Here is a 24,751-nt window from a genome sequence, read left to right as displayed (position 1 = left end):
TAACCTCTTAGCTCAAGATATTGCATAAAACTATCAAATAAATTCCCCTCAGCTTTAGGAAGCCGAAGGGAATTTATTCTTTTAAAAAGACAGCGGGATTACTGCCCGCTACCTTCATTATCTGGGCTCCTACGGAGAGAAAAGCGATCAATATTGCCATCGTGCCTGCAGCGGCGACATGCCACCACTCTAGTGATATTCTATAGGAGAAGCTGTTCAACCAGTTTTTAGTAATAAGATAGGCAACTGGAAAGGCAATCCCAATTGCTGTAAAGATCTCTTCAATAAATAAGCTGATAACAAATAGAACATTCCTGACCTGTTACAGCCCAGCACTTTTCTTATTGCTATTTCTTTTGATCTTCTTTCCACAGTAAATGCCGCCAGTCCGAATATTGCTGCGCTAATTTAAGGCCGAAGAAGCTTATTAAGTTTAAGGTTCTGCTTCAAGCGGTTTAGCTTTTAAGCCCGGGCGAGGTGTTCATATTCAAACAACTTGCTGAACGATTCCCAACACTACACAAAACTATACTGTACTAACATTTGTATGTACAAAACCTGATATTTCACAGTGCTACATGTAATAGGATACATCCTGTACCCAGGTAATTAAATCCAATCGGAATTAATATTTATTTTTGCAGTATATCTGACCAATATAAATCATTCCAATTGAAATGAGGCTTTATCTGATACTATTTCTGATGGGTATGTCGTTGGCGGCATCCCCCCAAAACGCAGAAGGACCCGGAGATAAGATTATTCCTGATCTTTTATTTGACCGTTTTTCGAATAAGGAGGGTTTGCCTGAAAACCGGATACGTTCAATTTTCCAGGACAGCAGGGGATACCTGTGGGTAGGCACGATGAATGGTATTGGAAAATACGATGGCTACGGATTCAGGAAATATTACAACCAGAACAGCAGTTCCAGCATATCAGGCAACTGGGCTTTTGCCATTTGTGAAGATGCAGCAGGCAATATCTGGATAGGAACACTCAGTGGCCTGAACGTTTTTGACAGCAAAAAGGAAAAGTTTAAAAGCTATAAAAATACCCCCTCTGATAAAAGTTCTCTGTTTTCCAATAAAATCACCGCACTACATTTTGATCCCTCCGGTAAACTTTGGGTGGGTACACAGGATGGATTGGCGAGGTTTGACCCTGTAACAGGTAAGTTTCAGACTTTTAAGCAATCTCCCCTGAATACTTATATCAGTAAAATTATTAAGTCGGAAGGCGATCAGATCTGGATTGCCACAGCATCAGGTGTAGTTCAGTACAATACCAAAACCAACGTTTCGAATTTCTACCAGCTAAAAGTTAAGCCAGACCCTTACGGGAATTATTTCTGGTCGCTGATGGAAGATAAAGGAGACCTGTATATTGCAACGGCCACACAGGGGATGATCCGGCTGGGGTATGATGCCCAGACAGGAAGGTACCAGCAAAATAAGGACCTGAATATTTATCCTGACCAGGATCTTTCGCATACCGAGGTGTTTGACCTCTGCAAATCTCCATCTGGCGATTTGTGGCTCGCCACAGATCAGGGGCTGGCAAGAATTCAGAAACCAGGTACAACCGCTGCCAAACTGCATCTGTACAAAAATAATCCCCTAAACGGCCAGAGTTTAAGTCACAATACCGTTTACCAGGTATTTATTGACCGCACCAACAACCTTTGGTGCGGAACGGAGATGGGGCTGAATAAGTTAGACCTGAATGCCCTGTCTTTTCAGTATTTCACCTTCCAGGATCCCAGGGCAGAAGATCAGGTACGCAGTTTATATTCCATCAACGGAAGAGATATCTGGATGGGTACGGCCCGGAATGCCATTTACAAGTACAATCTGGTACAAAATACCACACAGACTTTCAGGCTCAATCACCTGTCGCCAGCCTTCAACTCGCATCGTTCCTTGTACGTTGATGAACATAACCAGGTATATCTGGGTACCCTGGGAGGTGCTTTGCAACTCAACCAGCAGCAACCCAACAGTTCAGTGAAAATCAGCGAAGGGGGAGCGGTTTTCGCATTTCTTAAAGATCGTAGAGGAAACCTGTGGCTGGGAAAAAATGACGGACTGCTGCAGATTAAAAAGGATGGTAGCCATGTGACTTACAAGCATGACCCAAAAGATATGCAAAGCCTGAGCTCCTCTTTTGTACGCTCTTTATTTGAAGACCACAACGGTAAAATCTGGATTGGCTTTGAAACTTCCGGGTTAAGCTACTTTGATCCGCTTACAGGTAAGTTCATTAGGGTTTCAGGAAACAAGGCAGGGGAGCACGTTTCAGGGAATATCATCTATTCAATCCTAGAACACCCAAAAAATGTGCTTTGGGCAGGTTCTGAATCGGGATTAAACAAACTGACCCTTCAGGGACAGCGCAAAGGGTTGTACCGGCTAAGAATCAGGAATTATTTTGAAAAAGATGGCCTTCCGGATAAATCCGTAAACGGGATACTGACCGAGAAAGGGAATTTTTTATGGATCAGTTCTATCAAAGGCTTAGCACGGATGGATATTGCCAGGGAACAGTTTGAGCCTTACCTGCCAACGCTGAATTTCAGTTTTAGCTGCGCCTATAAGTTTAGTCCCCATCAGTTGTTATTCGGCACTTCAGACGGCATACTGATTTTCGATCCTGATAAGATCTCCAAGAGTCACGTTTTGCCGGAAGTGATGATCTCTGAATTAAAGTTATTCAACGAGGAGGTAGCGATAGACAGCACATATAATGGTGAAATAATATTGGAACAGAGCCTGAACCACACCCGGGAAATTTCGCTTGGCTATAAAAACAATGTTTTTACACTGGGCTTCATCGGGCTTCATTTTTCAGATCCGGCGAATAATTCCTATGCCTATCAGATGGAAGGTTTTGATAAAGACTGGATTTACACTACGGCAAACGAACGCTCCATTACCTACACCAATCTTGATCCGGGAACCTATTACTTTAAAGTGAAAGCTGCCAATAACTATGGCAAATGGAACCAGCGGCCTGCCGTACTTAAAATTAATATTTTGCCCCCGCCATGGGAAACCTGGTGGGCAATCGTAGCCTACCTTATTATTTTGTCAGTACTGACTGTTTTGCTGACGAACTTTTTAACCAAAAAGTCCAAACAGCGGAATGCGCTTGAAACTGAGCGTCTGCTGCGTTTAAAAGATGTGGCAATACATCAGGAGCAACTCAGTTTCTTTACCAATATCACTCACGAGCTTCAGACTCCGCTAACCTTAATCAACGGCTCAATTGAACGTTTCTTTTACCGCAACAGCCGGATGGTAAACCAACCAAAAGAAGCCTATTTTTTGTCGGTTGTACATCAGCAGTCCTCCAGGCTCACGTACCTTGTCAACCAGTTACTGGATTTCAGAAAAGCAGAGGCCGGACATTTAAAAAGTCAGGAAAGTTACCTGGACGTTTCCAGCCTGCTGGCAAATATTGCCGAACTCTTTGTGCCGCTGTGTGACAAGAAGAACCTGGAGTACTCCATTGAAGTAGATCCCGGAATAGTAGGCTGGATGGACAAGGATAAGCTGGAGAAAATTATCTTCAACTTATTGTCCAACGCTTTCAAACATTCAGATCAGAATCAATCCATCATATTTGAAGTTAGCCGCGACCCTAATAAAGATATGCTGCAGATTGTAGTGAAGAACTCGGGATGCCAGCTTAGCCCGGTTCAGCTTTCAAAAATATTTGAACAGTTCTTTGTGGTGGATTCAGGGCAGAGTGATAAATACAGTAACGGTATAGGCCTGGCCTTTACACGTGAGCTCGTCAAATTGCTGAAGGGAACAATCAATGCCCTGAATGAGAACAACTGGATCATTTTTAAGGTGATACTTCCACTCCTTAACAAGGTAAAAGCGCAGGCAGAACCTGATGTTGTACAAAGTCCCCTTGCACATACGCCATCTTATCTGCTCCGCTCCATTACCGCCAATAACGATGACCATGAACAGCTGAGTACAAAAGAGAACAACAAACGGGCATTAATTGCCGGTCTGGAGCAAACAGAAAAGAAATCGATCCTGATTGTAGAAGATGAACCCGCGATCCGGTTCCTGCTCAAAGATCTGCTGGAGGAAAACTATATTTTATATGAGGCAGAGAATGGCCGGCAGGCGATAGAGCTGCTGATGATTGTTACACCAAACCTGATCATCAGTGATGTAATGATGCCTGAGGTCAATGGCCTTGAGTTGTGTTACAAAGTGAAAAACTCGCCTGACACCTGTCATATTCCGTTTATTTTATTGTCTGCACGAGGTTCTATTGAACAAAAAACAGAGGGATATGACGCTGGCGCGGATGCCTATATTCCGAAACCCTTTGATACCATGCACTTGCTGGTGAGGGTCAGGAAACTGCTGGAATACAGACAGCGTCTTCATGATATTTTTAAAACAGAAGGACCTTCAGTAGGGCTGGAAGAGAAAAACCTCGCGGATAATGACAAGCGGTTTTTAAATAACCTGGTACAGATTATACAAGAAAACCTGGAGGATACAGAGATGGATGCCGCCTTTTTGGAATCAAGGCTGGCCATCAGCAAAATGCAGTTGTACCGCAAGCTGAAATCGCTTTCTAACATGACCCCCGGAGAGTTTATCAAACACATCCGGTTACACCACACTGTACATTTGCTGCAATCCACACAGCTAACGGTATCCGAAATTTTTTACCGCTCCGGCTTCAATAACCAGAGCCATTTTTACCGGGAGTTTAAAAAACGCTTTCAATGTTCGCCAAGTGAATACCGTTCGCAGCAGCGGATCCATGTGTAAGCTGATGAATTGTACAGCAGAATGAAATTGTGATACATATTGCGGGATTGTGGTTTGCTAATTTTGCCTCATAAATCATTTCAAATGAATATTCCCTACAAAATTTATAGTCGTTTCATAGCAGGCCTGTTGCTTACCGCACTTGTTTTCCAAGCAAAGTCACAGGCTCCTGCCCCGGTTTTTAAAGCCGAAAAACTATCCCTGAATAAAGGCTGGCGGTTTCATGCAGGGGATATCCCCTTCCCGGAGATAATGGGACATGAGAAGAGTTATATGAATGCCAAGGCAGGGCAGGCTGGTGGTGCAGCCGCACCGGGTTATGATGACCGGCTCTGGACAGTGCTGACCTTACCGCACGACTGGGCTGCGGATAATCCGGTAGAGCAATCGGCAAACCTCTCCCAGGGATTCAGGAAAAGAGGATACGGCTGGTACAGAAGGCAGTTCAAACTGGACCGGGAAGACAGAGGCAAACACCTGGAAATACAGTTTGAAGGCATAGCTACATATGCTACGATTTGGGTCAACGGCTCCGTGGTACACAGAAACTGGTGCGGCTATACTTCTGCCTGCCTTGATATTACGGCATTTGCAAAATATGGAGACTCTTTGAATACAATCGCCCTGCGGGTGGATGCCGATGCACAGGAAGGCTGGTGGTATGAAGGAGCAGGAATATACAGGGATACCTGGTTGATGAAACGTCCCGCATTACACGTAATTACTGATGGAGTCTATGCGAATCCTGTAAAATTAACTGCTGAGAAATGGGTAATACCGGCATCCATAACGCTGGAAAATTCAGGAGAAAGATCTTTAAAGGCTGATGTAGAACTGAGTGTCTGGGATGCTTCAGGTAAAATGGTAGATAAGAAAAGTAATCAGGTTTTTATTCCTGCGCTGGATACTGGTTCTGTAGCTATCAGCCTGAAGGCAGATAAGCCCCGGCTTTGGTCTGTAGAGCAGCCTTCGCTATACCGGGTGAAGACCATCGTAAAAGTCAATGGTTTGCTGACAGATTCTTTATGGACAAACTGCGGCTTCCGCAGTATCAGGTTTGATGCAGATTCAGGATTTTATCTCAATGGGAAGCGCATGAAGATAAAAGGCGTTTGTAACCATCAGGATCATGCCGGAGTAGGCGTAGCCATGCCTTTGTCAATTGCAGCTTTCAGGCTGAAGAAGCTGAAAGAGATGGGGGTAAATGCGTACAGGTGTTCCCATAATCCGCCTTCGGCAGCATTTCTTGATCTGTGTGACCAGATGGGAATCCTGGTCATGGATGAGAACAGGAATTTTAATTCCTCACCAGAATATGTAAGGCAGCTGCAATGGATGGTAAGAAGGGACCGGAACCATCCAAGTATTATCTTATGGTCGGTATTCAATGAAGAACCAGTGCAGGCAACAGAACAGGGGTATGAGATGGTACGCAGAATGAACCATGAAGTGAAAAAGCTGGATCAGACCAGACCTGTAACAGCAGCAATGAATGGTGGATTTTTTAGTCCGCTCAATGTTTCAAAGGCAGTGGATGTAGTTGGTTTCAATTATCAGATCGGCTCCTATGACCGGTTTCACAAAGAGAACCCGGGTTTATGCATGACCAGTTCGGAGGATGTTTCGGCATTCATGACCCGTGGTGCTTATCAGACGGATTCCGCCAAACATATTTTGGATGCTTATGATACAAAATATGCTTCCTGGGGGACTTCACACCGTAATGCCTGGAAGCAGATCGCAGAACGTCCCTTTATGGCAGGTGCGTTTGTTTGGACGGGTTTTGACTACCATGGCGAACCGTCCCCCTTTGGCTGGCCATCGGCAAGTTCGTTTTTTGGCGCAATGGATATCTGCGGGTTTCCAAAAACTGCGTTTTATATCCATCAGGCACAGTGGGTAGATGACAAACCTGTTTTAAACCTGGTTCCACACTGGAACTGGCCTCCGGACAGCATTGGCAAACCTGTAAATGTAATGGCAATGAGCAATGCAGAGACTGTTAAACTATTTCTTAACGGGAAACTGGTAGGAGAACAGCCAGTGGATAAATATGAAATGAACACCTGGCAGCTGCCTTATCAGCCAGGGAAATTAATGGCCATAGGCTATGTTAAAAATAAAGAGGTTTCCCGATGTATAGTCGAAACCGCGGGCAAGCCTGTACAGCTGCAACTGATTCCCGACAGGCTGAGCTTAGCCGGCAATCGATTGGATGCGATGCCCATTACAGTACGATTGCTGGATGCAAAAGGACGGGCAGTCCCCGACGCACAGAATAATGTGAAATTTAAACTTACAGGTCCCGGTCGCATTATCGGCCTTGGCAATGGCGACCCAAATTCCCACGAGCCTGAAAAGGGCAGTTCCAGAAGTTTGTTCAATGGGCTCGCACAGCTGATTATTCAGTCTGATGAGATCCATACTGATAGCAGTATCACACTGATAGCTACTTCGGCAGGCATGAAACAGGCTAAAATTGTCATTACCATAAAAGCGGGATATTACTACCCTTCGGCCATGTAAAACAGGCAGTCGTTTTGGGTCTTTTGTCTGTGGTCTATGTGCCCACAGAGATAGGGTTAGCACGTTAAATCTTCTAATTTAGAAGAGATAACTAACTTATTACTAACCTTAGATATAAACGAGATGAAGGTGTTAATATCAATTTTAATGGCTGTCGGTATACTTACTTACCGGGCAAACGCACAAACTTATACAGTTGCCGGTTTACGCGCGCTGACTGTTCCGGATACCAGTGTGATTTATCAGACAACAGATTATGGCGGAGGAATATGGAATTATTCGGCAGCCGTGGCTGCCACTGACAATACAGGAACAATACTGCGAAATACTGCTACCGGGGGTACATACAAAAGGATATACAGCGGCCCACTGAATATCCGGTGGTTTGGCGCCAAAGGAGATGGTATTACCAATGACATTCCCGCCTGGGATCTTGCCAAAACGGCCCTGCCACCGGAAGGGGGGACTATATACTTTCCAAAGGGCAGGTACATGTCTGACGCCAATGGATGGAGAGTATACAGAAGCAATCTGTCTATGAAAGGCGACGGCATCAACGCAACCTATCTGGTCACACCAGAGCCAAGTAATGCCTTTGGTTTATTGCTGGCGCCCTATCGCGACGCAGGATGGAGTTTAAATCCGGCTACACTCTATACTTATACGGATACTGCCGCTGTTGGTCAGGGTTATATCAGGTTGAAAGCCGGACAGGATAAATCAGCCTTTAAAAAAAATACAGTCCTGTTTTTAAATGCAGGCGCAAACTACTATGATCAGTTTTACGGGGAATTCCAGGTGGTAGATACGCTGATCGGCGACAAATTGTTTTTTAAGTACAATTTCTCCAGGGATTATACCGCTGCCAAAAGCTCCTGGAACGGAGTTTTAACAGCAGCATTTACTCCTCCGGCAGTCAATGCAACTGCTGTTGCACAAATTAGTATGCCTCCTGTTATGAGTGCCAATGTGGCGATATCGCTGGGCAACGACCTCTACCAGGTAACTGCAGTTTCAGGGAATAATGTAACCCTCAGAAACCTGGGTAAAGGCAACGGTACAGATGTACTCCCAGCTGGTACAAAAGTATATAAAGCGAGAGCTATTTACCTGACTCCTTCCACTACTTATAATACTACCGTGGAGGACATGACTATAGACGGGCACAGGAATGGACTGGTGGTCTCAAATTCTGTCAAGTCTTATTTTAACCGCATCAGACTGGTATCACATAACGGTTTAACTTCTGCAGGTCTGTGGCTGGATGGTGACGGTGGCAGGGATATGATACTGAATAACAGTGAAGTCTATTCTGATGGCGTAAGAACCTCGCAAATGGCCCGCAGTTTTGGAGATATCAAATTCAAGACAACAAAGTTCTTTCAATCCACAATAGATTTTTCAGAATTCAACTATAATTTTGATGTGGAGGACTGCGATATACATCTGCATAAAATCAATAATGTAACGCTGAATTCAGCTATCAATGTGGGTATTTCTACCAGCAACGGACGGATAGTCAAAAACAGGATCTTTATTTCGGATGCCAGCACTGTGATTAACGCAAGTGATATCCTCGGTTTCAAAGCTTCATCCCGGGCAGCTATAGTTATCAGCCATAATATCATCTATGCAGACCGCTGTACGCTCGGAATATCTATTTACGGACCGGGAACGGTTTCGATAGAAGACAATACGATTATCGGAAACATCGTCAGTATTTTTGGTTATTCTGACGGACTGCCATACGGAGTAACCAATCAGGTAGATGTAAATTCCCGGTTTGTGTTCGGCAATGCCCTGACGGTAAAGAGGAATACATTTGTTGGGTATACAGAAACCTTCATGGCCCGGACAGACCCTATGAATATAGATGTGCAGGACAACTATGTAAACAGATTCGGGCCTGCCTGGTATCCGGATGGCAATGCGCCCGCGCTGGGCAACATTGTAAGGGGAAGTGTATCCAGTGTAACGCCAACGCTTAAAATCCCTGCCGAACGCATAATCGTTAAAAACAATATTTTCAAGGGATGGAATTATACCCAGTTCTCATTTAATCTGCAGCGGCCGCTAAGTGATCGTATAGACGTATCCAATAACCGTTTTATTGATCAGGCGGGCAGCTACCGTGCGGATAAGGATTTTGTAGTAAACACCCGGGATGCAAATGCAGTTGTTTTTGCAGATCTTAACTATATCCCATTGCAGAAAAATCCGGAGCTTGACTGGAAGGTATATACTGACCTGGTGAAGAATCTGGGAGGCAAGCTTAGCACTACTGATACTGTAGTGGGCAGGCAGCTGCTTACCGACTTGTATGTGGGTGGTTTTCGCAATAAAATAGAGATGATCAATCCTATGCTTGGCGACTCAGCTGCATCCAGGATACCTGTTTTGGGCTGGGAGAAATCTATGTATAAATATTTTGCCAGCAGGAGTTTTACCGGTGCTGATTTTACCAAAACTACCGGCTGGAAAGGCGATGGGACCAGCAAATATGGGGTAATCGGGCAGGTGAAGGATTTCGATTACAAAGATTTTGGAATTTTTGTAAACCTCACAGCAGAGGGTACATCTGCTCAGGCTGCTTATATTGGTGGTTATGGCGCTGACAATGCTGCTTACCTGATCCGCAAAAACGGAAATGTTTTAACAGGATTGGGAATGGCGATTATAGACACTACCTATACGGAGTTGCCCGGATTTATTTTTTCCGGTCAGACAAAAGGCCGCCAGCTCAATTATATTGATATGGCAACAAGACCAGCCCGGTTTAATCTGGTATTGCGAAACCAGCTGGTACCAGGCGGACAAATCAACCTGGCACTGCTGGCCCAGGGAGCTATGCGTTTAGCAGATACAAGAAATTTTTCCAATGCCACTGTAGGTTGTTATGGAATAACGAAGTATCTGAACCTGCTTGAAGTCCGGAGGCTTAATCAGGTCATCTATAAAGCAATGTTAGCTTTAGGACGCGGCGTACAGATTAATCCTGATAATATGCCGGATACAGCTAACCAAGGGAACACTTTCCGATAGGCGTTTTTTGGATAAACTGCTTATTTTAAAGGCGGTTCAAAAACTTCAAATGATGCAACAGGCACCGGTCCGTCACCAGCAGGAATGATTTCCAGGGTGTGCGGGCCGTTGCTGATACCCTGAAGTAAGGTGGTCTGGTACTCTTTGGACCTGTCGCTGCCGAGGCTTGCCCGGTATACAGGCTGGTAAAGTGGTATTGCCGACCACATTACTTCGAAGCCATTCGGGGTAGCAACCCTAAAAGTCTTTCTGATGCGTGTAAACATAATGTCGTCCGGCCGGATCACTACCCTTCCTGATCTGGATATAAAAAGTTCCGTACTGATACCATCCCCATCGGCACCGGTTACGGATCCGCTGACATGATATTTAAAGACCGTACTATCAGCACTGATCTCATAAACTTTCAGTTTCCAGTCTTCACTGATCAGCGGTTTAACATAACTCACCTGCCGGATTGCCGGCCACCAGGTACCGGCGCCTGTGCTGGGCCGGGTAAGTACAAAGACGGTGTTGCTGATTTGAACCGGCTTTCCATCCAGCAGTAATTTTATACTGCCGGCTGTTTTCAATTGTATAGGATGTCCCCAGTTGATATCAACCCTGTTGCCGGTAAAACGGAACTTTAAAGTGCTTTCTTTGGAAATGCTGACAATCGCTCCATTGTCTGTTCGCCAGTCTTTTCCGCTCAGCGTAATCGGATTTGGTAACCCTTGATCTAAAGCCGTCACTGCTTCATAACGCCGCACATTTTTGTACCAAACTGCAGGAAAAAGAGGGTTATAACAGATATGCCTGCATACCAGTCTTGCCAGCAGCCAGTTGCCGTTACGGTTTGGGTGTACACCATCCCGGAGCAGGTCTGTTGGTTTCAAGTGATTTTCAGACAGGTATTGCGGCCAATCACGGGCTATATCGGCCAGCTCGAGGTCATAGCGGCTTGCAATATACCTGAGGTAATTCGCCTGGTTCTCCTCAGATTTGGTTTGTGCAGCATTTATATGGTGGTTCATCAATAACACATCCGATGTGGTATACCGGCGTACATTGCTGAATATCTCTTCCAGCTCGCCTGTTCTTTCACCGCCATAGACATGGAAAATGATGAGGTCGGCATAGGCAGGATATAAATCATGCACGGCAGTACGTACCAGATGATCTGCTGTAAAACCGCCTATTGCCCGGTTTTCTATATGGATATCTGCCTCCGGAAATTTCTTGTTCAGGATTGTTTTGACTTCCTCATTAAAGCCCGAACTGGCAACGATGGATTGCCCGTAGATGAGAATGTTAACGCGGTTATGGCGTTCGCGGCTGCTGGTTTGAAGCAGTGTTGCACTGCGGCTAAGGTGTGCACCGAAAAGTGCTTCGTTTACTGCAGGAGAGGGCATACGCATTGAGTCCAGAGGTTTGTTGGCAGTCTCATATTTTTGCAGTGCCTGTTTTTCTGCATTTTCCTGAGAAAACTGGTTTAGATGTGAAAGGGGCTGTCTGGTAATAATAGTTGTATGTGCTGCTACCTTGCCTGTCTGATAGGGGTTTTCTACATGAATAGCAGTGTTGTTTTCAAAGATGGTTCCCAGAATACCGGGATATAACAGATTTGTATCCGTTTCAGAGCCATCATTAAAAAAGGCTTCACGATTGAGCAGGCTGCCTTTGGTTAAATTAGGTTCAAATGCCTGTAAGGCGTTATTTTTGATTTCCACACCCTGCGTTCCTGTACCAAATAAAGGTTCTGTTTTATTCTTGGCCAGCCATATGGCAATGTAAGCCTGTCTTTTCCCATCAGTATTGATTACCTTATTATTACTGATATACATATTGGAGGTCAGGTTGTACCTGTTTGTATTCAGCCGCTGGTCTGCACGGATATAGATTCCTTCAGAGTTAATCAGCTGATTGCCGCTGATGACCACATCGTCTCCGCCAGAATAGAACCAGATTCCACGGTTATTATCCTTCAATACGTTATCCAGGATCAACATATGCTGTGCCGACCATTGCGTAACTACATATTTACTGCCGCCATCAGGAATCACATCCCATGCTTTGGCAATCTGAATAGTAGTGTCGTTGTTGCCTGTAATCAGGCGCTGCTGCCCCGTACCTCTGCCGCTGACAATCGCTATGGTATAATTAGCGGGATGTACCGCATATTGCCAGTCGGTACTTATCCTGTCTGTCAGGTCCTGGAATTCTTTTCTAACATCAGTGATGCTGGATGGGCTTGCCCGGCTTACCAACCCTGCATTTTGCTGATGTGCGTTGCCGCCCTGGCTCAAAATGGTTTCGCCCTGGTTGGCATTTTTAACAGAAGCCCCGGTTACTTTAAAAGTATTGGCGGCAATAACTACCTGGCTGGTATAGTCGAGACTCAATCCGCCGGTTTCGCCCTGCGACTGATGATCGCCGTCACGGATGAATGTATTGTCTTTGAAAACAGCATGGTGACAACCATTTGCGCCAAACCTGCCGGCAGCATAAAAAATAGTATTATTACTGAAGGTCAGGTTATGGGAATTTTTTAAGTCCCAGGGCCATGTACGGGTAGGGGCATTGATATTTCTGACATCAAGGCTGCTGCTTTTAAAAACGCATCCGGTAAGGAGCAGCTGGTTTACATTTACCATTGCCATGCCCCAGCCACCGGACAGATCAAAATGACAGTTTTTGAAGGCCAGTCTGGAACCTCCTTCAGGCATATTTTTAATTGTGTGGAGGAAACTGCCGCTTTCATTTACATTTTTAAAGGTTAAATCCATGACTGCGCTGGTACTTATACCACCCGGCCAGACCATTCCCATGCCCTCGCTGCGGCTGTCAGGCCAGCCCAGTGTCCAGCCATATGCTGCTTTTACGCGTTCGGTGGAGAAGGGCATCCCGTAGCCGTAAAGAACTCTTGTATGCGCTGGCCCGTCGCCCCTCATCACCACGCGGGACCGCATAGTGAGGCCGCTGCCATTGGTATAAATCAATTTATAATTTCCTGCCGGAAGATAAACCACGCCACCACTTACTGCGGCCAGGTCGATAGCCTCCTGTAATGCCGCACGGTCATTGCTTTGCCCATCGCCTCTGGCTTTAATTTTCAAACGCGGGTCAGTTTTTACATTATATATGTTGTTACTGAAATCGAAAGCTGCGGCCCAGGGCACATTCAGCGCAAAGGGATCAGCAGCAGGTTTGATCACGGTAACTGAATCTTCCAGGACACCTTCGCCATATTTTCCACCAAATCCATTGTTCACACTGAGCTTATAAACCGCCCCCGGAACCAGGTTTTTGGGTGCGGTAACCTGGATTTCAAATTCAGATCCGGATGCCGGGGCAGACTGTGGGCCGAGGCAATGGTCATTGGGTATAAATGTAACCCTGGTATGACCGTTTTTGAAAGACAGGTTCCGGCCATAGATGCTGAATGTTGTTCCGGGCTGGATTTCATTAAATGCTGAAACCACAGGTCTCGCAGCGTTAATGAAAATGGGCTTGCTGAATAGGGTACCGTTTGAGATCTCCACCGCATACAGTCCCTGAGGCGTACCTGCCGGGAGCTTTACTGCAGCATAATTGATTGAAAACTGAGTAGGCACCAACCTGGTACCGGGATGCAGCGATGTACTATCAGCTGTGCCGGTTCCCTTTTTATCTGCCGTAACAATGTTCAGCCAGACTACCGGTGCAGGACCAAAATCGTGACCCTGTAAGCTAAAAGTTTCTCCGGGACGGATAGTTTCGCTGTGGTTAAAAATCACAGGCTGGGCATTGGTGGTTAAGGCAGCCTGCAGAAGTGCAGTGATGATTATAAGGATTGTTTTTGTCATTCTTCTGATCTGTATCTGGTTTAACCAAAATTAAATATTTGATTTTTTAAATGGATATACGGGTATTGCAAAGTCATATACTACAGCTGTAAAATCAGGGGTAGCGGGACGCTGAAAGCGGAACTGAGCGCTGCCGGCAAATATGGGACATTGGGCTCAAAACCCATGCTGGTGAGGATAGTATATAAGATTGTTACTACAGTATAAGAGAATAAATAGCCATCTGTATACATTTGACCTACTAACCAAATTAAAAATAAACTGTATGATTAACCCGCTCAAAAGAGTTTTGGGAACCATTTATCCCTTGTCCGGAAAATCGTTCCTGCAGGTGCCGGTGCTGCATAACACAGGCAGTTTTTTCAGACATCTTTCATTGTCAATTACGAGTTAATGTTTCACAGAGAGCAAGCAAATTGTATATGAAAGCAAAAAGTTACTTATCCGCCATAATGATCTTCTTACTTTGCACTGCTGGTCTGAAGGCATTTTCTGCAGTACCTCAGCTGGTGGTAAAAGGTATTGTCAAAGCAGATGACGGTACTCCTGTCTCTGGTGTTAATGTACGCCTCAAGGGTACCCAGAACGTAGTGGTGACAGATGCTGGCGGTAATTACAGGATTACCGTACCCAATGGCAATGGAATCCTGGTATTTACGCATATTGGCTACGAAAGTGCCGAAGTAGCCATCAATGCCAGGCCACTGATTAATATCTCCCTGAGAACTGTTCAGAGTGGACTGAATGAAGTTGTGGTCATCGGATACGGAAGTCAGGAGAAGAAAAATATTACCGGATCTATTTCCAGTGTAAAGGCAGAAGACATTGCTTTATATAATGTCAATACCTTTCAGTCTGCCCTGCAGGGGCGGATGGCGGGTGTGGAAATGTATGAGTCCAACGGAGTGCCCGGATCAGCCGTTAACGTCAGGATCCGCGGACTGAACACTATTAATGGCAGCGCCGGTCCGTTGTATGTGGTAGACGGGGTGCCGGTATTTACAGGCGGAGGGGTTGACGGGGATGCCCCGCTCAATAACGGATTTGATGCCGGCAGCAGCCAGACCAACGTCATGACTGATATCAACCCAAATGATATTGAATCTGTAGAAGTTTTAAAGGATGCTGCCGCAACTGCCATTTATGGCGCGAGGGGAAGTGGAGGGGTTATACTGATCACAACAAAACGCGGGAAAGCAGGAAAAACTTCATTCAATGTCAATTATATTACCGGTTACAGCAGGATGTCAAAAGTAAAAGAACTGCTGAACGGCCCTCAGTTATTGGAGATCCTTGACGAGTCCTACCGGAATACCTTTTACAGTACACCATCCAATATTAATCTGCCACTACCTGCAACGCCTATGCCGGCAATTACAAACTTTACACGCGGCAGGGCAGATACCACTGATATTGATCCTTTTGACAATGTACTGCAGACCGGTGTATTTCGTGAAGTTACCCTCTCGGCATCCAATGGCTCAGACAAAACCAAATATTACCTGAGCGGTACCTACCGGGAAAATGTGGCCACGATAAAAGGTACAGGGATGAAACAGTATAACTTTAAACTGAACTTAGACCACAATATAAGTAAATACATCAGGGTAGGTCTCAGTGTGACCCCCTCCTTCAACAAAGAGAAAAGACTGGGTTCCAGCAATACCATTAACCTGGGAGGATACGGAGCAGCACTCAGTACCAACCTCCCGATCTATCCGCTTTACAATGCTGATGGTACTTATTTCAATCCCTGGACAAACCCGATCGCATACCAGGACCGGAGCCTGTTTACAGGTGATAACAAACGTACCCGTATCTCTGAGTCTTTATACCTGGAGGCAGATATCACCAAAAATCTCAAATTCAAAACCATTTTCCAGCGCGAAGATTTTAACCAGCTGGCACCTACCTATATCGCAGGACTCCTGAGGGTGGCCAATGATGTAAGCATCAGTCCCTTTGCCAACGACCAGACCTCCCGGCTGCAGCAGCAGAACTCTTACGGGTACATCAATTCCATGGAGGACTACCTGACTTACAAAAAGGATTTTGGTAAAAAACATACCCTGGATGCGGTGCTGGGTATGCGCTTTTCATCCAACGCTACCTACTATGAAGCGATGTATGGTGATAATGTACCCAACTCCAACTTCATTTATCCTTCTCAGGCCGCAAGGCTTGACCCCAACATACAAACAGGTGTTCAGGGAGATATCAATGCAAACCTGGGTTACTTTTTACGTGCGCAATATGCCTATAAAAAGCGGTACCTGATGTCCCTTGTGGTTAACCGTGATGGCAATTCAAGGTTTGGGGAAAATAAACGGTATGGAACCTTCCCGGCAGTATCGGCAGGCTGGATAGCCTCAGATGAAAGCTTTCTGAAAGGGAATAAAGTAATCAGTTTTCTGAAGATCCGCGGAAGTTTCGGCTTAACAGGTAATGCCGGGGGCATCGGGAACAATTCATCGAAAACCACCTGGCAGAGCGGCAATCCCTTCATCGGCTATATGGGTAATATCGGTAACGTACCCTTGCAGCCTGCAAATGCAAATCTGCATTGGGAAAAGGGTATTAAATACGATGCCGGTATCGATATGCAGTTGCTGAACAGCCGTTTTTCAACGACAGTTGATTATTATAAGAACACAACCAAAGAGATGCTGCTCTCTATTCCGGCCCCGCTAACTTTCGGCTACAATTCAGCGGCGGGCGACCAGACCTTTCTGGAAAACCGCGGATCCCTATATAACGAAGGGATTGAACTTGCGCTGAACGCAACTATCCTCAAAGGCAAGTTCAGGTGGCAGACAAGTTTCAATATCTCTCATAATATTACCAGGATCACCAGTTTAGGAGGTATTGATCCGAATACTGTATCTGCAGCATCAGGAGATGTGCAGTTGTATGTAGGTAAAAATGCGCCCGTATATTTTCTTGTAGAATCTGCCGGGGTTGATCCTGCGACCGGGGGGGAACTGATCCATGATAAAGATGGTAATACTGTATTGGCCAGCACCCTTAATGCGCAGCAGTTGAATGCTGCCCGCAAACCACAGTATGATAAATCCCCGGCTCCCAAATATTATGGCGGACTGGGAAATAACTTTGATTACAAGGGTTTTAGCCTGAGTGTATTTTTCTCCTACCGCGTGGGGAACTATCTGCTGGATGCCGGCGAACGGGTGATGAGTTATGTAGGGAATATCAGTGTGGCAAATAATTCTACCGTACCCAATATCTTTTTAGGCAACCTGCCGGTATCTATTCTGGACAGGTGGACTACCCCCGGTCAGGTGACAGATATACCTAAGGTTTATTACAACGATCCGGTAAACAATATCCTGCGCAACAGGAATACTACACGCTTTCTTTCTGATGCTTCCTACATCAGGCTGAAGAACGTTCAGTTCAGTTATACGCTTCCGCCAAGCCTGTTGTCAAGACTGAAACTGAAAGCAGCCAGGGTAAATATCACCGGCCAGAACCTCTTCCTCTTAACCAGATTTAAAGGAATAGACCCCGAGTCTGTAACCATACAGACAAACTACCGTGAAAGAAATCTGGGATACGGGATCATCAGAAACGTAGTGCCGCAGTCGAAAACACTGACGGTAGGGCTAAACATTGGATTTTAAAATTTAAAAGAACTGACGATGAAAAAAATATTGTTCTTCATATTAGCGCTCCCCGCACTGACCTTCTGGGGCTGCGAAAAAAAACTCGATATCGTGCCCAACTTTGTGGCAGTAGAATCGGCGGCACTGTCATCCACTGAATCTATTGATGCCGGCCTCAGCTATGCATATTTCCTGTTGCACAGCAACATTGGTACCAATATGACGCTCTGGACAGAGCTGATGTCTGATGAGTTATTCTATAAAGGTACACTCAATAATTACCTGAATTTTTACAACCGCAACCTGAGTGCTGCGGCTGAAGAGCAGATCAGTGGTACCGATCCCAGGGGAGTCAACAATATAAAACAGCGCGAGATGTACAATTGCATCAATTTCGCCAGCCTGATTCTTCGCGCAGCGAAAAATGATGTAGCAGCAGGAGATCCAACGTTTGCTGCAAACAAAGACCGGATCATGGGTGAATGTTATTTCCTGCGTGGCGTGGCTAACTTTGAGCTGCTGAGGTTTTTTTCAAAACCCTGGGGCGCCACATCAGACAATTCACACCCGGGTATTATCATCAACCTGGAACCTGTAGATGACCGGGTGAGCCAGGTGAAGGCCCGGTCCAGGGTATCAGAAGTTTATGCCTTTATTCTGGATGACCTTGCCAAAGCAGAGAGCTTGCTGCCTGATCAGTATAATGCCGGTGTGCATCCCTCCGGATATAATGGAAGGGCATACAGGGATGCTGCCCGGGGTTACCTTGCAAAGGTTTATTTTCAGCAGCAGAATTATGCGGCTGCAAAGGGGGCGATCGACAGGCTTATGGGCGCAACACCAGGAGCAGTTTCAGGCCATGCCCTGGATGCAGATGTCCTGCAGACATTCTCTACCACGGGCCCTAACGATATCAGTCCCGAGATTATCTACCAGAGCACTGCATCCGTTACCGGTATAGGATTAAACTCTTTCTGGTTTAACGGGAATACTGCACTGTATTCCCGGCCAACTACTATCCCTACCAATGTTAATGGTTTGGCAAGTAATGCATTCAAGCTGAACGCCCGGTTCTTCGGGGCAGACCAGCGGAGGGCAAAATTATTTAGTGTGATGACCACGGGCGAGCTCATGCCGATCAAGTATTCATCAAAGGACAATATGAATATTCCTATTATCCGCTCTGCGGAAATGCTGCTCGACAGGGCGGAAATCTATGCTATGGACAACAGTGTGAGCAATGCTGTTAAAGATTGTAACCTGGTACGTGCCCGCGCATTTATCCCTGCCCTTTCAGAAGGCATAAGCCAGCCGGCACTCCTGGATTCCATCCGAATTGAACGAATCAGGGAACTGTGTTTCGAAGGTGACCGTTTCTGGAATTTAAAAAGGCTGAAACTGCCTATCCCGGCAGGGGACAGATCTGCCACAGCATTATTGCCATGGGATGGACTTGAAACCGTATTTAAGTATCTGCTGATTGAGCAGGACAAAAACCCATTATTGGTAAATAACTATTAAACGCTGATTATGAAATATCTATCATATATAGTATTGCTTTGGGGATCCTGCTGTTTCACAGCATGTAAAAAAGATGAGGTTGCAATTTCCGCAAAGGGCATTGAATTTAATCCCATCAGAGCCTACCAGGAAGCCTTACCGGGCTCCATCGCGACATTTAAGGTAAGGGTTAAAACTACTGAGCCGGTCACCAGATTCGGCCTCCGCTTTAAATTTCCAAATACTACAGATTACGTTGCCCTGCCGGCCTATCCGGATTTAAGCCAGCCAGCGGAATTTACACCGGGTTTCGGTGTATTTGAATATGCCCTTCCTCCGGCTGCTGCGGCGACTACTGCGGAAATGAAATTCAAGTTTACAGCTTCTACGGCGAGCCAGTCGTACGAAAGTGAGTATACCGTAAAGATGGTAAGCCTGGGAGAGCGCCGTGCGCGTTTGTACAATCCTGGGGCAGCTTCTTTTTTTAAGTTCAGCGGACTAGACCTGCTGAGCAGTACCGGTGTACCGGCTGCCGCTCCTGATGCAACAAAAGACCTGCTGGCAGCCACTTTTACGGTCACCAATAACATCACCAATCAGCGCTTTACCGTGCTGAGCGGTTTCACAAGCGGCAATGGTACAAAATTCAAACTGGCTACTTTGGCACAGTACAATGCTGTTGCCCAATATGCTGCTGCTTATGCCAGTATTGCAGCGGCCAATGAGTTTAACGGTGCTTCAACACTGGGGGGCGTGCCGGCAACCGGAACAGGACTCCTGGTTGCAGGTACTTTTTACATAGCTAAAATCAACCGCGGCGGGGTATTCAGTTATGCGGGGATATCCCTGAAGAAAATTCCCTCTGCAACATCTGCCGCTACTACTGCCAGTTCCATAGACATGAACAATGAATTCCTGGAAGCGGAGATAAAAAAATAAAGCATTAATGATAAAAATATTCCCATGATAAGAAAATTATTTAGTTTTTTAATCCTGACGGTGATCTCCCTGAATGCCTTCGCACAGGTAAAAAGCAAGATGGTACCGCTAAAGCAGCTTGGTATAACTGCCCTCAACAGGGATAGTCAGTTGGTGCAGACCGGTTATATAGCGCAGCCAAAAAGGCTGATCTCCGGTGCCATCAGTTCTGTATCCGGTACTCAGCTTAAAAACCTGATCGTTCCGAATGTGGAAAGTTCGCTGCAGGGACTCATACCCGGCCTCCATGTGATCCAGTCCAACGGCACACCAGGCAGCGAAACCATCATGCGGATCCGCGGAACCTCATCCATTTTTGCAGAAACTGAACCCCTGTATGTGCTTGATGGCATCCCTGTTTTTGCAGGGCCCCGTGAAGTGGCAGACCAGGGGCTGGCTGGCGGTTGGGGTGCACAGTACAACCCGCTCAGCGATTTCAATATTGCAGATATCCAGTCTGTAGATGTGTTGAAGGACGCTGCATCTACTGCAATGTATGGTGCGCGAGGTGCGAATGGTGTGATCCTGATTACCACCAAAAGAGGTCAGAAAGATAAAACTGATATCAACTTTGACTATTCCCAGGGCGTAACCAGCGTGACAAACCGGATCAACAGTCTCGACGGACCACGATACCTGTCCTTACTGGATGAAGCATGGCTAAACAGCGGGCAGACCGGACAGGGACCGCTGCCGGTAATAACTGGTTTAACCAGAAGCCTCGCCTCTGCAACCAATATCAATAATATGGATCAGATCCTGAACAGCGGGGCACTGAAACAGATGAATTTGTCATTGGCATCAGGAAGTGATAAAACCTATTTTTATCTGTCGGGTTCCTACCGCGATGAAGAAGGTGTGTTAAGGGGAAACAACCAAACGCGTTACACCGCCAGGATGAATGTAAGCAACCAGATCAGCAGGAGGCTCAGCCTTGGTGTCAATCTGGGAATCAATTACATCAACCACAGTGTAATGCCCGTTGGCTACAGTCTGGGGGGCGGGTTTAATGCTGCACAAAGCAACCTGCCAGTCATCCCGCTTTACAATGCCGATGGAACTTATTTCTATCCCAGAGATCCTGTAGCGTTCAATATACCCGGAAACAATGTTGCCTCTTATCAGAGTAAAAAAGAATATTACAACGAAGAGCACACGCGCAGGTTCTTCCTGGCAGCAAATTTCAACTATAAGATCAGTGAAATGCTCAGTTTTGTAACTGATGCGGCGCTGGAACAGTATTACCAGACCCGTGCCAACTACCTGTCTAAACGGCTGCGCAATGGTTCAGTCGGCTCTGGAACAGGAAGGGAAGGTTTTCCAACAGCCTACGCCGGATACGAGAAATATTCCAATAACCTAATTACAGGCCATAGTACTTTGAACTTTAAAAAGAATCAGGGCGATCACCGCATTACGGCGATTGCAGGTGCTGAATATATTTATAATGAAAATCCTGAGTTTTTTGGGGAAGGTGAAGGATATGCCAATGATTTTACCAGGGAACCCAGTGCTGCCGCCTATAAAAACCAAACTACAGGACTTGCCCTGGTAGCCAATACTTATGCCTTTCTTGGTTTTTTTGCGAATGTCAACTACGCATTTAAAAATAAATACCTATTGGGCGCCACCCTGCGGACTGATGGGTCATCACGCTTTGGGGCCGACAATAAATTTGTCACTTTCCCGGCGGTTTCTGCTGGATGGATCCTTTCTGATGAAACATTTTTAAAGCAGAATAAGACGATCAGCATGCTGAAAATCCGTGCCAGTTACGGACAAAGCGGAAACTCCGGAATTGGAAATTACTCTTCGGTTGAACGCTGGTCTCTCAACTCCAACTCCCGTTACCTGCTCCAGTCAGGCATACAAATGCAGAGTTTAGGCAGCCCTGCGCTAAAACCTGAGAAACAAACCCAGCTGGACATAGGACTGGACTACGGTTTGCTCAAAAACCGTATTTCGGGCACAGTAGATTTTTATGATAAAGTAACCAGAAACCTGATCTTAAGTTATGATGCACCCTTATCTGTAGGGGTAAGCCAGCAGGGTTTACTGCTCAATGCGGGTGCATTACGGAACAGAGGTGTTGAACTGAGCATTTCCAGTAAAAATATCACGGGAAGGATTATCCAGTGGAACAGCTCGCTGTCGGTCGCCCGCAATGCTAACAAGGTACTGAAACTTGGTGGCATCACTTCTGAACAACTGAGCTACAACAAAAATATAATTACGGTACAAGGCCGCCCTTTGGGGACGTTTTACCTTGCTGAATATGCAGGTGTGGATGCCGCTACAGGCAGGGAAATGATCTACGATTTAACCGGGAACAAAGTACCTGCCATAAGCGCTGCGCAAATTGATGCCGCCCGTAAACCTCAGTATGACAAACCTTCGGCACCAAAATTCTTTGGAGGATTAAATAATACGCTAAACTATAAAAATTTTGACCTGAGTGCTTTAGTGACATTTTCGTATGGAAATTATGTGCTGGATGAGGGGGAGCGTTACCTGAGTTACCTTAGAGGGAATAACAATTTACGGGAAACGGCCCTGAGCCGCTGGACGCCGCAGAACACAGCTGCAAGTTCTCCGCGTTTGGTTTATAATGATCCTGTTGCCACAAGCAATACCACCCGTTTCCTCCACGATGCCTCTTACCTGAGAATGAAGAATATCACCCTGGGTTATTCGTTTAGGAAATATATAAAAAAGATCAGATTTCTGAAGGATGCCAGGCTGTATGTTTCTGCCCAGAACCTTTTTACCATTACCGAATTCAAAGGATGGGATCCCGAAGTATCAGGCAATTACAGTACCAGCCTGGACCGCAACCTGAACCAGGGAATTACTTATATGGATGTACCCCAGCTGCGCACATTCGCCGCTGGGTTTAACCTCAGTTTTTAATCCTTAAGCGAAGAAAAATGAAACAGAATATCATATACATCCTGCTGATCACTGTGCTGCTTGCAGGATGTAAAAAACTGGATGGTCCTGATCATTCCACACTCACTACAGAAGCAGTGCTGAACACCAGCCGTGACCTGGATAATTTACTCTATGGTGCATATAGTGCTGTAGCGAACGACAATGCTTTGGCTGGATACTGGCGTATCTTCCCGGAAGTCCTTGCCGATCATGTGGACATCAATGTGATAGAAAACCTGCCGGCCGACCCCTATAAGCTGCTTTACGACCGCAATATGGCTCAGGCGCAGTATGCGCAGAGCTGGAAACTGGGTTATACAGCAATTCAGAATGCAAATCTGGTAATCTATGCCATAGAGAATAAGCTGGTGACCAAAGAAAAGGATCCGGAATTCTCTGATTTTAACAGAGACAGAATTGAAGGGGAGTCGCGTTTTATCCGTGCCCTGGCTTATTTTGAGATGGTCCGTTTTTACGGTCATCAGTATGGATACAATTCAGGTTCGACAAACAGTGGTATCGTTTTAAGGGTTAAACCTGCTATCAATGTCACCAATATAGACGAACTGAAAGACGAAGCACGTGCAACGGTTGAAGCAGTTTATCTCCAGATCATCACTGACCTGAAAGCTGCAGAAACGCTTATCCCTTCAGGAAACGATCTTTCACGGCGGGGAAGGGCAAGCAATTATGCTGCTGCGGCTATCCTGGCCCGTGTATATTTCCAGATGAATGACTACCAGAATGCAATGACAGAAATCAATAAGGTTATTGGTGCTGTGCCGGGAACTATACAGACCTATCCCTTGTCCCGCAGTCCGCTTACTGGTCCGATCAATGCTGCACAGGCTGCCGCAAATGTGCTTACTCCCTTTAATACTTCAAGTACCGGAACCACGCTCTCCACAGAAACGATTTTTGATTTTGTAAGCGTGGTTGCTGCCCCTGTAAATGGTGCCATCAGCAGGAAGTACCTCAGGACTGCAGTGGTAGAGCCCCATCTGTCAATCAGCAATGCTTTTCTGGCGGATGCTGTTTTTGGCGTCACGGATGCCCGGAAAGTTGGGCTGATCACTACTGTGGGTGTGAAGAGCTATTCCAGGAAATATGACAGGTTATTGGAGAATATACCGGTTATCCGTTCTGCCGAACTGATACTGGACAGGGCAGAAATCAATGCGATGAATGCTGTTGCAGATCCTGCGGCACATGCAGCTGCAGTAGCGGACCTGAATGTGCTGCGCGACCGGGCCATTCCGGCATATGTACCGGCTACTACCATAACGATCAATGCTGCTACGATCCTGGGCGAAGTGAAAAAAGAACGTATACGTGAGCTTGCTTTTGAGGGCGACCGGCTGCATAACCTGCGCCGCATGCGTGCAAACATTGGCCCTGGAAGCCGTGCCGGTGTTGCACCTGAAGCCTGGAACAGCAATAAACTGCTGTTTAAGATTCCGGATGCAGAGATCAGGTCGAGTCCAAATATTGTACAGAACCCGGATTAAATTATAAACCC

The 24,751-nt window shown here is 46.0% G+C and carries 9 protein-coding genes; 8 read left to right on the top strand and 1 reads right to left on the bottom strand.

Annotated features, from left to right (window positions below; all coding sequences use genetic code 11):
- The first annotated feature begins 677 nt into the window (after positions 1 to 677).
- From ABWY16_RS21100 to ABWY16_RS21090, 3 genes are all read left to right on the top strand, one after another.
- Positions 678 to 4,808, top strand: coding sequence for a hybrid sensor histidine kinase/response regulator transcription factor (locus ABWY16_RS21100; RefSeq protein WP_353906647.1), 4,131 nt, complete (start codon positions 678 to 680; stop codon positions 4,806 to 4,808).
- An 84-nt stretch (positions 4,809 to 4,892) separates the two neighbouring features.
- Positions 4,893 to 7,334 (top strand): beta-galactosidase GalA, encoded by a 2,442-nt coding sequence (galA, locus tag ABWY16_RS21095; RefSeq protein WP_353906646.1) that lies wholly within the window; start codon positions 4,893 to 4,895, stop codon positions 7,332 to 7,334.
- A 147-nt stretch (positions 7,335 to 7,481) separates the two neighbouring features.
- The gene (locus ABWY16_RS21090; RefSeq protein ID WP_353906645.1) at positions 7,482 to 10,376 is read left to right on the top strand and encodes a putative phage tail protein; all 2,895 of its coding nucleotides are present in this window, start codon (positions 7,482 to 7,484) and stop codon (positions 10,374 to 10,376) included.
- 20 nt (positions 10,377 to 10,396) lie between these two features.
- Here ABWY16_RS21090 and ABWY16_RS21085 read toward each other — a convergent pair whose 3' ends face one another.
- Entirely contained in the window at positions 10,397 to 14,200 is a 3,804-nt protein-coding gene (locus ABWY16_RS21085; protein ID WP_353906644.1) for a glycosyl hydrolase family 28-related protein, read from the bottom strand.
- Between the two features lie 422 nt (positions 14,201 to 14,622).
- On the opposite strand from ABWY16_RS21085, the gene ABWY16_RS21080 reads away from it, so the two are divergent.
- From ABWY16_RS21080 to ABWY16_RS21060, 5 genes are read left to right on the top strand one after another with little or no spacing between them, the layout of a single operon-like run.
- Positions 14,623 to 17,841, top strand: coding sequence for a SusC/RagA family TonB-linked outer membrane protein (locus ABWY16_RS21080; protein WP_353906643.1), 3,219 nt, complete (start codon positions 14,623 to 14,625; stop codon positions 17,839 to 17,841).
- 18 nt (positions 17,842 to 17,859) lie between these two features.
- A complete protein-coding gene (locus ABWY16_RS21075; RefSeq protein ID WP_353906642.1) occupies positions 17,860 to 19,344 on the top strand; it encodes a RagB/SusD family nutrient uptake outer membrane protein in 1,485 nt (494 codons plus the stop codon).
- 9 nt (positions 19,345 to 19,353) lie between these two features.
- Positions 19,354 to 20,262 carry a hypothetical protein gene (locus ABWY16_RS21070; RefSeq protein WP_353906641.1) on the top strand — a complete coding sequence of 303 codons (909 nt, stop codon included), beginning with the start codon at positions 19,354 to 19,356 and terminating at the stop codon, positions 20,260 to 20,262.
- 24 nt (positions 20,263 to 20,286) lie between these two features.
- The gene (locus tag ABWY16_RS21065) at positions 20,287 to 23,211 is read left to right on the top strand and encodes a SusC/RagA family TonB-linked outer membrane protein (protein ID WP_353906640.1); all 2,925 of its coding nucleotides are present in this window, start codon (positions 20,287 to 20,289) and stop codon (positions 23,209 to 23,211) included.
- Between the two features lie 17 nt (positions 23,212 to 23,228).
- The gene (locus ABWY16_RS21060; protein ID WP_353906639.1) at positions 23,229 to 24,740 is read left to right on the top strand and encodes a RagB/SusD family nutrient uptake outer membrane protein; all 1,512 of its coding nucleotides are present in this window, start codon (positions 23,229 to 23,231) and stop codon (positions 24,738 to 24,740) included.
- Positions 24,741 to 24,751: the final 11 nt, after the last annotated feature.

This window comes from Pedobacter sp. (genome assembly GCF_040513095.1).
Lineage (GTDB): Bacteria > Bacteroidota > Bacteroidia > Sphingobacteriales > Sphingobacteriaceae > Pedobacter.
The sequence above is the reverse complement of the archived record's forward strand: the minus strand, read 5'-3'. Positions and strand labels throughout refer to the sequence as shown.

Excerpts from the sequence above, each read along its gene's own strand:
- ABWY16_RS21060 (WP_353906639.1), top strand. The coding sequence starts at position 23,229 with ATGAAACAGAATATCATATACATCCTGCTGATCACTGTGCTGCTTGCA.
- galA (WP_353906646.1), top strand. The coding sequence starts at position 4,893 with ATGAATATTCCCTACAAAATTTATAGTCGTTTCATAGCAGGCCTGTTG.
- ABWY16_RS21065 (WP_353906640.1), top strand. The coding sequence starts at position 20,287 with ATGATAAGAAAATTATTTAGTTTTTTAATCCTGACGGTGATCTCCCTG.
- ABWY16_RS21085 (WP_353906644.1), bottom strand. The coding sequence starts at position 14,200 with ATGACAAAAACAATCCTTATAATCATCACTGCACTTCTGCAGGCTGCC.
- ABWY16_RS21070 (WP_353906641.1), top strand. The coding sequence starts at position 19,354 with ATGAAATATCTATCATATATAGTATTGCTTTGGGGATCCTGCTGTTTC.
- ABWY16_RS21080 (WP_353906643.1), top strand. The coding sequence starts at position 14,623 with ATGAAAGCAAAAAGTTACTTATCCGCCATAATGATCTTCTTACTTTGC.
- ABWY16_RS21100 (WP_353906647.1), top strand. The coding sequence starts at position 678 with ATGAGGCTTTATCTGATACTATTTCTGATGGGTATGTCGTTGGCGGCA.
- ABWY16_RS21075 (WP_353906642.1), top strand. The coding sequence starts at position 17,860 with ATGAAAAAAATATTGTTCTTCATATTAGCGCTCCCCGCACTGACCTTC.
- ABWY16_RS21090 (WP_353906645.1), top strand. The coding sequence starts at position 7,482 with ATGGCTGTCGGTATACTTACTTACCGGGCAAACGCACAAACTTATACA.